10 protein-coding genes are annotated in these 9,171 nt (G+C 62.9%); 4 read left to right on the plus strand and 6 right to left on the minus strand.

The features are described from left to right. The 3 genes from AC1DX0_RS25550 to dprA form a co-directional block, all read left to right on the plus strand. A partial coding sequence (locus AC1DX0_RS25550) for a hypothetical protein (RefSeq protein ID WP_477357268.1) occupies positions 1 to 243 on the plus strand: 243 nt, incomplete at its 5' end. Positions 244 to 285: 42 nt separating this feature from the next. Then, positions 286 to 873 carry a glycerol-3-phosphate 1-O-acyltransferase PlsY gene (gene plsY / locus AC1DX0_RS25555; protein WP_477220430.1) on the plus strand — a complete coding sequence of 196 codons (588 nt, stop codon included), beginning with the start codon at positions 286 to 288 and terminating at the stop codon, positions 871 to 873. Between the two features lie 17 nt (positions 874 to 890). Beyond that, complete coding sequence (gene dprA / locus AC1DX0_RS25560) at positions 891 to 2,024, plus strand: DNA-processing protein DprA (protein ID WP_477220698.1); 1,134 nt, start codon at positions 891 to 893, stop codon at positions 2,022 to 2,024. A gap of 9 nt (positions 2,025 to 2,033) precedes the next feature. Here the strand turns inward: dprA and AC1DX0_RS25565 are convergent, their stop codons facing one another. The 6 genes from AC1DX0_RS25565 to AC1DX0_RS25590 all read right to left on the minus strand — a co-directional run bounded on the left by AC1DX0_RS25565 (position 2,034) and on the right by AC1DX0_RS25590 (position 8,716). Further along, positions 2,034 to 2,246, minus strand: a complete 213-nt coding sequence (locus AC1DX0_RS25565) for a hypothetical protein (RefSeq protein WP_477220429.1) — start codon at positions 2,244 to 2,246, stop codon at positions 2,034 to 2,036. Between the two features lie 46 nt (positions 2,247 to 2,292). Further along, a complete protein-coding gene (gene otsB, locus AC1DX0_RS25570; RefSeq protein WP_477220428.1) occupies positions 2,293 to 3,075 on the minus strand; it encodes a trehalose-phosphatase in 783 nt (260 codons plus the stop codon). After that, positions 3,075 to 4,841: an alpha,alpha-trehalose-phosphate synthase (UDP-forming) gene (locus AC1DX0_RS25575; protein WP_477357270.1), complete on the minus strand. Its 1,767-nt coding sequence runs from the start codon at positions 4,839 to 4,841 to the stop codon at positions 3,075 to 3,077. Before AC1DX0_RS25575 ends, otsB begins: the two co-directional genes overlap by 1 nt. Positions 4,842 to 4,947: 106 nt before the next feature. Next, positions 4,948 to 7,110, minus strand: a complete 2,163-nt coding sequence (locus tag AC1DX0_RS25580) for an amylo-alpha-1,6-glucosidase (RefSeq protein ID WP_477220697.1) — start codon at positions 7,108 to 7,110, stop codon at positions 4,948 to 4,950. A 42-nt stretch (positions 7,111 to 7,152) separates the two neighbouring features. Further along, positions 7,153 to 8,214 (minus strand): glycosyltransferase family 4 protein, encoded by a 1,062-nt coding sequence (locus AC1DX0_RS25585; RefSeq protein ID WP_477220696.1) that lies wholly within the window; start codon positions 8,212 to 8,214, stop codon positions 7,153 to 7,155. A gap of 121 nt (positions 8,215 to 8,335) precedes the next feature. Continuing rightward, positions 8,336 to 8,716 carry a hypothetical protein gene (locus tag AC1DX0_RS25590; RefSeq protein ID WP_477220426.1) on the minus strand — a complete coding sequence of 127 codons (381 nt, stop codon included), beginning with the start codon at positions 8,714 to 8,716 and terminating at the stop codon, positions 8,336 to 8,338. Between AC1DX0_RS25590 and AC1DX0_RS25595 the strand changes: the two genes are divergently transcribed. After that, a complete protein-coding gene (locus AC1DX0_RS25595; protein WP_477220425.1) occupies positions 8,704 to 8,922 on the plus strand; it encodes a hypothetical protein in 219 nt (72 codons plus the stop codon). The two genes, AC1DX0_RS25590 and AC1DX0_RS25595, sit on opposite strands and share 13 nt — an antisense overlap. Positions 8,923 to 9,171: the final 249 nt, after the last annotated feature.

Consider the following 9,171-nt stretch of genomic DNA (forward strand, 5'->3'; position numbering starts at 1 on the left):
GCATTCATCTTCACCCTCCTGCGCCGCCACACGGCGGCCCAGGGCCGGCTTCTTTTCACGTGCTTTCTGGATGCCGGGATCGCCGAGTTCGAAGACAGGAGCCCGGACAGGAACGGCGGCATGTGCTTTTACAATCCTGATTTCCTTGCCCGTCTGGTGGAGGGCTGCGGCTGGCGAATCGTCCAAAGGGCGCCGGGCGAAGGCCCCCTGATCGGTGACTCGTTCGTCTGCGCGCTGGCTTGAACGCAGGCCAAGGCGATGACATAAGAAAATACGGGGGAAACAATGAATTACGGCATCATCGCAGCACTTGTCTTCGGCTATCTGCTCGGCTCGATTCCCTTTGGGCTGCTGCTTACCCGTGCCGCCGGCCTTGGTGATGTGCGCAAGATCGGCTCCGGCAATATCGGCGCCACCAACGTGCTGCGCACCGGCAACAAGGGCCTGGCCGCCGCGACCTTGCTGCTCGATGCGCTGAAGGGCACCGCCGCCGTGCTGATTGCTGGCCATTTCGCGCCGGAAACGGCGGTCTGGGCCGGCCTCGGCGCCTTTCTCGGCCATCTCTTCCCGGCCTGGCTTGGCTTCAAGGGCGGCAAAGGCGTCGCCACCTATCTTGGCGTCCTGATCGGCCTTGCCTGGCAGGTGGCGCTGATCTTCGCCGTCGTTTGGCTGGTCATGGCATACCTGTTTCGCTTCTCATCTCTGGCAGCACTGACGGCGGCCGTCGTCGTGCCGATCGCCCTGTATTTTATGAGCACACCCCAGATTGCCGTTCTGTTCGTGGTGATGAGCATCATCGTCTTCATCAAGCATAGGGCGAACATTTCGCGGCTGCTTGCGGGCACCGAGGGCAAGATCGGAGCCAAGGGGTGAGCGAGCACGCCACCGCGGTGAGCGAACCGACCGCCGGGCCGCGCCTCAGCGACCGGCAGCGGCTGAGCTGGCTGCGGCTGATCCGCACCCARAATGTCGGCCCAGCCTCGTTTCGCGACCTGATCAACCGCTTCGGATCCGCCGAAGTCGCGCTCGAAATCCTGCCGGAACTGATGATTTCGGGCGGCGCCAGCCGGATCGCCCGCATTCCGTCGATCGCTGAAGCCGAGGCCGAACTCGAGGCAGCCCGCAAGGCTGGCGCGCGTTTTGTCGGCATCGGCGAGCCAGACTACCCRCCGCTTTTGCGCAGCATGGATAATCCGCCACCGCTGCTGGCGGTGAAGGGCAATGCCGCTGTGTTCCGGCTGCCGGGCGTTGCCATCGTCGGCGCCCGCAACGCATCGCTGGCCGGCATCAAGATGGCGCGCATGTTGGCGGCCGATCTGGGCGGCGACGGCTATGGCGTCGTCTCCGGCTTGGCGCGCGGCATCGACACGGCGGCACACCAGGGCAGCCTGGCAACCGGCACCATCGGCGTGCTGGCCGGAGGCCTCGACCTGCCCTACCCGCCCGAAAATGCCGGCCTGTGCGCGGAAATCGCCGAGCGCGGCGCCATCATCTCGGAAATGCCGTTCGGCTGGCAGCCGCGCGCCCAGGATTTTCCGCGCCGTAACCGCCTTGTCGCGGGTGCGGCCCTTGGGCTGGTGGTGGTCGAGGCGGCACAACGTTCGGGCTCGCTGATCAGCGCCAGGCTCGCCGGCGAAATGGGCCGGCTGGTCTTCGCCGTACCGGGATCGCCACTTGACCCAGGCGCGGCCGGCACCAACGGCCTGCTCAAGGACGGCGCCACGCTGGTTACCGAGGCTTCGGATGTTTCCAGGGCGATCGCCCCGCTGACCGGCATGAGGGCGCCTGATGTGCCGCCGTTTGAGGACCCGCCCGACTTTGCGGCCACACCGCCGCCCGGCGAGAGCGACCGCGCCAAGGTCATCGAGGCGCTCGGACCGACGCCGGTGTCGGTCGACGAAATCATCCGCCACACCGGCCTGCACCCAGCCCAGGTTTTCATGGTGCTTTTGGAACTCGACCTTGCCGGCCGGCTCGAACGCCATGCCGGCGGCAATGTCTCGCTGGTTTTCGGGAACGGCTGAGCGCGACCGTCAATGGCGATTGCGGCCCTTCCCACCGGTCTCGGCATAATCCCTTGTGTTGGCTCCAAACAGATCGTTCTCGACAGCCTTGCGCCAGACTGTATCGGCGTCTTCGGGACGCAATGGCTCAGCTGCCGTCTTGGCATTACCGCTTTGCGGCTCGGCGCGCCGTTGCAGCCAGGCGGGCATGATTTCCCGGATGAAGCTGGTCAGTTGGGTCATTCGCACACTCCTTCCATGCGCGTGAACGGCTTGGGTGCAATCCGGTTCATTTGGCCGTTGCGGCCAGCGTGGCCGCAGTCTCGCGTCTGCTCATCCCGTCCAGCCAGGCCAAGGCCGCATCCACGCCGGCCAGCGCAAAAGGTGCCGCTGTCGATCCGTGCGGCTTTATGCGAACCGAGATGCCGTCCAATTCGTTGACGACCTCGAACCCGTTCTCGTCTGAAGTATCATCACCGAGAAATACCGGTCGGCGTCCCCTGAAGGCCGGAATTTGCATGAAGCGTCGGATGGCTGCTCCCTTCGCCGCCTCCAGCGGCATCAGTTCCACACCGGCATTTCCGGCCAAGACCCGATATCCCGCGGGTAATTTGTCCAGTGCCTGTTCGACCAGCTCCGTCGCCCGCTGCAGCAAATGCGGGGCCGCGCGTGTATGAATGGCCAGGATTGGTCCCTTGCGTTCGATGTAGACGTCCGCATTGTCCAGTTCCGTCGCGATTTCGTTGGCAAGCGCTGCAATGTCGGCCGGTTCCACGGCCGCTTCGACCGGACCGTCGCGTGCCAGCCTGTGCTCGAGGCCATAGAGCCCGGCGGCGCGCAATCTGAGGGGCTGGAAGAGATGGTCGACGGCGGCGATCGACCGTCCCGTGATGAACGCCAAAGCTCCGTCCAATTGCGATTCAAGCCGTGTCAACAGCATGCGCAACTCCGCACTGACAACCACCGCATCGGGATGCGCGGCGTGTTCGAGAAGCGTGCCATCGATATCGAGGAACAGGCTCCATGGCCCTTGTGGGACGACGGGTTCCGGCGGGTTTGGCAATATCGACATCACAGCGCCGCCACGCGTCTGCGATCGAGCAGCGATATCACATTGGCTGGGGCCGCCGGAGCAGCACCCACTGCACGATCGACTGCATCACGCTTGCGCAAACGCGCAGCATCGAGAAGCATGCTGCCCGCCCACCGATAGACATTGTTTTCGCGCACGATCTCGCGCATGCGTCGCATGCGCTGAAGTTGCTCTTCCTCGGACATGGTCAAGGCCTGCAGCAAGGCGTCGCCCATCATCGCCGCGTCATAGGGATTGACGATCAGGGCTTCCAGCAGCTCCTTGGAGGCGCCGGCAAACATGCTGAGCAGCAGCACACCCTGTTCATCCTCGCGCGCCGCGACAAACTCCTTGGCAACCAGGTTCATGCCGTCATGCAGGCTGGTAACCATGCAGACGTCAGCGGCACGGTAGATTTCGTAGACCTGCAGCTGCGAGTGATGTTCCGTCACCATCAGGACGGGCGTGTAGCCTTCGCGGCCATAGCGCTGGTTGAGATCCTCGGCATGGCGCAGGCATTCGTCGTACAATTGTTGATAGGCGGGCAGGGTGCCACGGCTGGGCGCCGCGATCTGCAGGAACGCCACCTTGCCGATCCATTCCGGATGAAGCGTCAGCAGTTCATCGAGTGCGTTGAAGCGATCGAGGATGCCCTTGGTGTAGTCGAGACGTTCAACGCCAACGCACAGTTTGACATGTTCGGCCAGGCCGAATTTCTCGCGAACCTGCCGACGGCATTGCGCGACGTCGGGCAGTTTATCCAGGTGCGGCGGCGACCACTCGATTGAAATCGGATAGGCGTGAATCAGGCTGATCTCGCCGCCATAGGAGATGGCCGAATCCTCGCGCTCGATCCGGCTTTCCAGGAAACGGTCGACGCTGTCGATGAAGTTGTTGCAATGGAACTGGGTGTGAAAGCCGACAATCGAACTTCCGAGCAGGCCGTCGAGAATCTTCTCGCGCCACGGGYAGATGCTGAACACTTCCGAATTCGGCCATGGAATGTGCCAGAAGGTGATGATGATCGCCTCCGGCAGGCGCTCCCGGATCATGCGCGGCAGCAGCGCGAAATGGTAGTCCTGGACCAGCACGATCGGCCGCTCGTTGCGGGCTTCCGCGACAACGGTGTCGGCGAATTTGCGGTTGACCGCCTCATAGGCTTCCCAATCCGAGGCACGGAATATCGGCCGGGTGAAGGCGATATGGCATAGCGGCCAGAGGCCTTCATTGGCAAAGCCGAGGTAATAGCCTTGCTGCTCCTCCTCGCTCAGCCAGACCCGGCGCAGCGTGTAGGAAGGATTGTCCGGCGGCACCTCGATACGGTCGTTCTTGTCGACCACGAGCGCATCGGCCGAACCGCCGCCATAGGCGATCCACGTGCCCGCACAGGCTCGCGTGATCGGCTCTAGGGCGGAGACGAGCCCGCTGGCGGGTACGACCAGCTGGATGGAGTCGCCCTCGCGATTGTGGATGTACGGCTCACGATTGGAGACGACGATCACCTGGGCATCGGGAAGTTCGGTCGCCAGGATGTGACGCAGTGTCTCGGGCGACCATTGCACCAGCGAGGCGACAGCAGACTTCCCGTCCTTGTCGAATTCCGGCAATAGGCCACGAGCCGGTTCAGCCTGCACAGTGGCCAACTTGCCCTTGCGCGCCCGCAACATCATCGTCACCAGCACAATGGCCAGGATACCGACAGCTGCAAGGGTGAAGAGCCACAATGCGAATAGAGGAACGACCAGGTACGAACTGTTGTCAGGCATTTAAATAGATGACCTTTCAATGGGATACCGAAGCGGCTCAATCTGCTGGAGTTTCGGCGCCCATAGTGGTGGTCCAACGCCCGTGGCGCGGGATAGTTCCGATTTTTCAACTCCTGACCACCAGAGGCACCAGCCCCTCATGCGGTTCTGCAAGGAAGGCGCCGACACGATCGCCCACGCGCTGGAATGTCAGATCGACCGCCGCTTGCCCCACCGACAGATGGCGGATGACGAGGCTGTCGATGCCGATCGGCAGGCGCGGCCGGGTCACATGGATCTCGCCTGCCCAGCCATCGATCTGAAGGCCGAGACACGATTGCATGAGCATGAAGGCCGAGCCCGCGGACCAGGCTTGCGGCAGGCAAGCCACCGGATAGGCAATCGGCGCCTCGCCGGCCGCGCGTGTGAAGCCGCAAAATAGTTCGGGCAACCGCATGTTGAAATGGACGGCGGATTCGAAGGTTCCGCTCATCAGCCGCACCACGCTGTCGCGCCTGCCGTACCGCGCCAGCCCGGCCGCGCAGATCGCGGTGTCGTGCGGCCAGATGGACCCATTGTGATAGGACATCGGATTGAAGAAGATCGCATCGTCCGCCAGCGTCCGCAGCCCCCAGCCGGAATGGAACGAGGCCGACAGCAACTGGTCGGCGACCATGCGCGCGCGATCCGGGCTGGGAAGGCCGACATAAAGCAGGTGACCGGCATTGGACGTGCGCACCTTGCACGGCTGGCCCTCGCCATCCAGTGCCAGCGCATAATAGCCCAAGTCTTCGATCCAGAAATGGCGCTCGACCTGCTGGCGAAGTGTGTCCGCGCGTATTTCCCAACTCTCCGCCCGCTCCGTTTCGCCGCGCAGCCGTGCCAGTTTCGCCAATCCCTGGAATGCCGCGAAGACGTAACCCTGCACCTCGACCAGCGCGATCGGCCCCTTCGGAATGCGGCCATCGGCGTGAAAGACGGAATCGAAACTGTCCTTCCATCCCTGGTTGGCAAGGCCGGATGCTGCCGCGCGCTGGTAGGTGAGAAAACCCGTCGAACGGCTCGCCGTTTCGATCCACTCGGCCGCCGCGCACAGCGATGGCCACAGCGTGTCGATGAACGCTATGTCCCCCGTGCGGTCCGCATAGGCGCAGGCAAGGTGAATATAGAGCGGCGTCGTGTCGACACCGCCATAGTAGCGGCCGAACGGCAGTTCGCTCAGCGCCACCATCTCGCCCTTGCGGGTCTCGTGCATGATCTTGCCGGGTTCGGAATCGCTGAAAGGCGAGGTCTCGGTCGCCTGGTGCTGGGCGAGAAAAGCCAGGACGCCACGCGCCAGCCCAGGATTGAGCCAAAGCATCTGCAAGGCCGAAATCACGCCATCCCGGCCGAAAGCCGTGGAGAACCACGGAATGCCGGCATAGGGATATGGCCCGGTCGGCAGTTCCGTCGTCAGCAGCGCGACATCGGCCCGAGCCCGCGCCATCCAGTCGTTGAAAACGCGGCCCGAACTGTGCAGCGTCGCGCCATGCCGGCGTTTGGCGCGCATGCCGAAACGGGCACGGGCAGCAGCAGCGCGAAACCGATGGCTTTCGGGGCGATCATCTGTCTGGTTGCCCACTTCCACGTAAAGCGTCTGGCTGCTGCGCTTGGTGACGGCGATGACGAAATCCGCCCGCTCGGAGGTCAGTTGATCGGGCGTCTGCGAAAACGATATCGCCGATGTCCGCACCACCTTGTCCAGGCCTTCGTAGCGGAGCACGACCCCATTCTGGGCCATCTCTGCCGTATGGGCGGTTCCACGCTTCGCGCGGGTCGAGCCGCGGACCTCGAACATGTCGCGGAAATCGGCTGCAAAACGCAGCGACAGCAGGATCGTCGAATGCTCCCGGCTGTAATTGGACAGCGTTATGCGCTCATAGAGCCTTTCCTCCCACAGCAGTCTGACGCGCTCGATGTGAATCGCACCTTGCGGAATCTGGCGACCCGCGGCGCTTTCAATCGGCAGATTGGTCAAATTGGTGGTGAACAGCACATTGTCCTGGCTAAGCGACGCGCCAAGCAACGACGTCGACCGCCCACCGACGGTGAGACGAAATTCAGAGAGCACGCGCGTGTCGTCGCGGAAGAACCCATCCCCGACACCGCGTATATCGCCATAGGCGTCGGCGACGACAAAGCAGTCGCCATGCTTGAGGGCGAACAGCCTGTGCGGCTCCCGTGGCGCGGTTTCGTCCAGGGAAGCCAGGGCTATTGCAGGATCAAGCGTGCGCTCGTCGAGTTGGGTGATGGTCAAGTGGCCTGTCCCTGTTCATTTCCGGAAGGAGTACCGCTACGAGGCCTTTACGTGACCGCCGGCGTCGACCAGCTCGGCATAGGCGGCGGCGTAGTCCTGAGCCATCCTGCGGGCTGAAAAGCGCCGCTCGAACACCGCCCGGACTCGCCGCCTGTCGAGTTGCAGGAGAGCCGGCATGGAGGCAACGGCATCCTCTATGGTCTCGACGACGAAACCGCTCACGCCGTGGTCGACGATCTCCGGCATGGCGCCACAACTCCAGGCCATGACAGGTGTCCCGCAGGCCATCGCCTCGATCACGGCAAGGCCGAATGGCTCCGGCCAATCGATCGGGAAAAGCAGGGCGGCGGCGTTTCCGAGGAACGCCGTCTTCTGCTGCTCATTGATCTCGCCGACATATTGGATCTGGTCGCCATCGATCATCGGTTGGACGACTTCCTCGAAATAGGCGCGATCGTCGTCACCGATCTTGGCCGCGAGCTTGAGCTTCAAGCCGGTGCGGCGAGCAATCTCGATCGCCCGGTCCGGGCGCTTGTCGCGCGACATCCTGCCGAGAAAAGCAAGATAGCCGCCATCCGAACCTGCCTCGAAATCGGGTTCGTAGAGATCGACCGGCAGGCCGTGGTGGATCGTCGCCAGCCAGTTCGCGGATGCGAACCGCGCCCGCTGGCTGCGCGATATCGAAATCATCGGGAAGCGTGGAAACCGATCATAGGCTTGTGCGAGATCCGCGTAGTCCAGCCTGCCATGTGGCGTCGTCACCGTGCGTTGCGGCATGTCGCGGAAAAACGGGAAATGCAGGAAATGGCTGAGATGGAAGTGAATGACGTCGAAATCGTCAGCCCGTTTCCTGACCTCATCGAGCATCGACAGATGCGCCGCGATCTCGGATTTCAACGGACGGGGATCAAGACGAAGCGCCCGCTCGCGGCAGGGCACGAGCCTGGCGGAGGTCTTGGTATCGCCGCTGGCGAACAGCGTCACGTCGTGGCCGAGGTCGACGAGAGCTTCGGTGAGGTAGGAGATGATGCGCTCCGTCCCGCCATAGAGCCTTGGCGGCACGGATTCGTACAATGGTGCGACATGGGCGATCTTCATGGCCCGGCCTTCCCTCAATGAGCTGGTCATGGAGCGAAATGCTTCAGCCGCAGGATCGTTCCGGCCTCATTGGCAGATGCGCCGAATGATCGAAGAGCGTTTGATGTCCGACCTGGCGGCCCTATTTCCTGTGGGCTGCTGAATTTGCACGCACGGCAGCCCAAGGAGGCCCCAAGTGCAGGAACCCAAGGATGTGCAGGAACCGAAGGATGCGCAAGAACCCAGGGATATTGCAGCCCGACGCCTGGGCATGATCATCGAGCAATATGTCGAGGCCAGAAAACGGCGGTATGACTTCGTGTCGACGGATCAGGCTGCCAGGGTGATCGGCAAGATCCTGAAACCCGCTGACCCAGCCCTCTCCGACCGTAAGCTCGACGATATGGTCGCCGCCCTCGCCGTCAAGAACGGCCTGGCAGTCGTCTTCGATCGCGGTGTCAGAGCACCGGCTGATGTTGACGAGGCCGGCCTGAACAGAAGGAACCGCCCATGCGAGCACCAACGGAGACCCCGGATGTTGCCGGCGCGGTGGATGCCATTCTGGGTGCCCAGCCCGCACCGCTTTCCCAAATCACCCCGCTGTCGATGAGCGCGGTGATCTCGCTGTTGCGCGAACGGACCGGCACCAAAAGGTCCGACGCGGATTTGGAAGGCCTGATCGCCAAGAAGGCCGCCGTTCTGGACGTGCATCTGTCGCGGAACGGCTGAGGGATAGCGAGCGTCTGTGGCTTCCAAAGGTTCATGGACGAAGGCGCTGGCATGTTCTTTGGCAATGGTGAGCGGATGGGATTCGAACGCACAAGACGTTGTGCTATTCGATGTAGGTCACCGCACCGGTTTGGAGGTCATAGATCGCCGCGACGATCTTCAGCTTTCCCGCTTTGGTGAGACCGGCCAATAGTTTGCTCGAAGCGGTCAGGCGCATCGCCGTCCTCCGCGCGCTCTCCTTGGCGGTGT

This window comes from Mesorhizobium sp. P3_A9 (assembly GCF_056402975.1).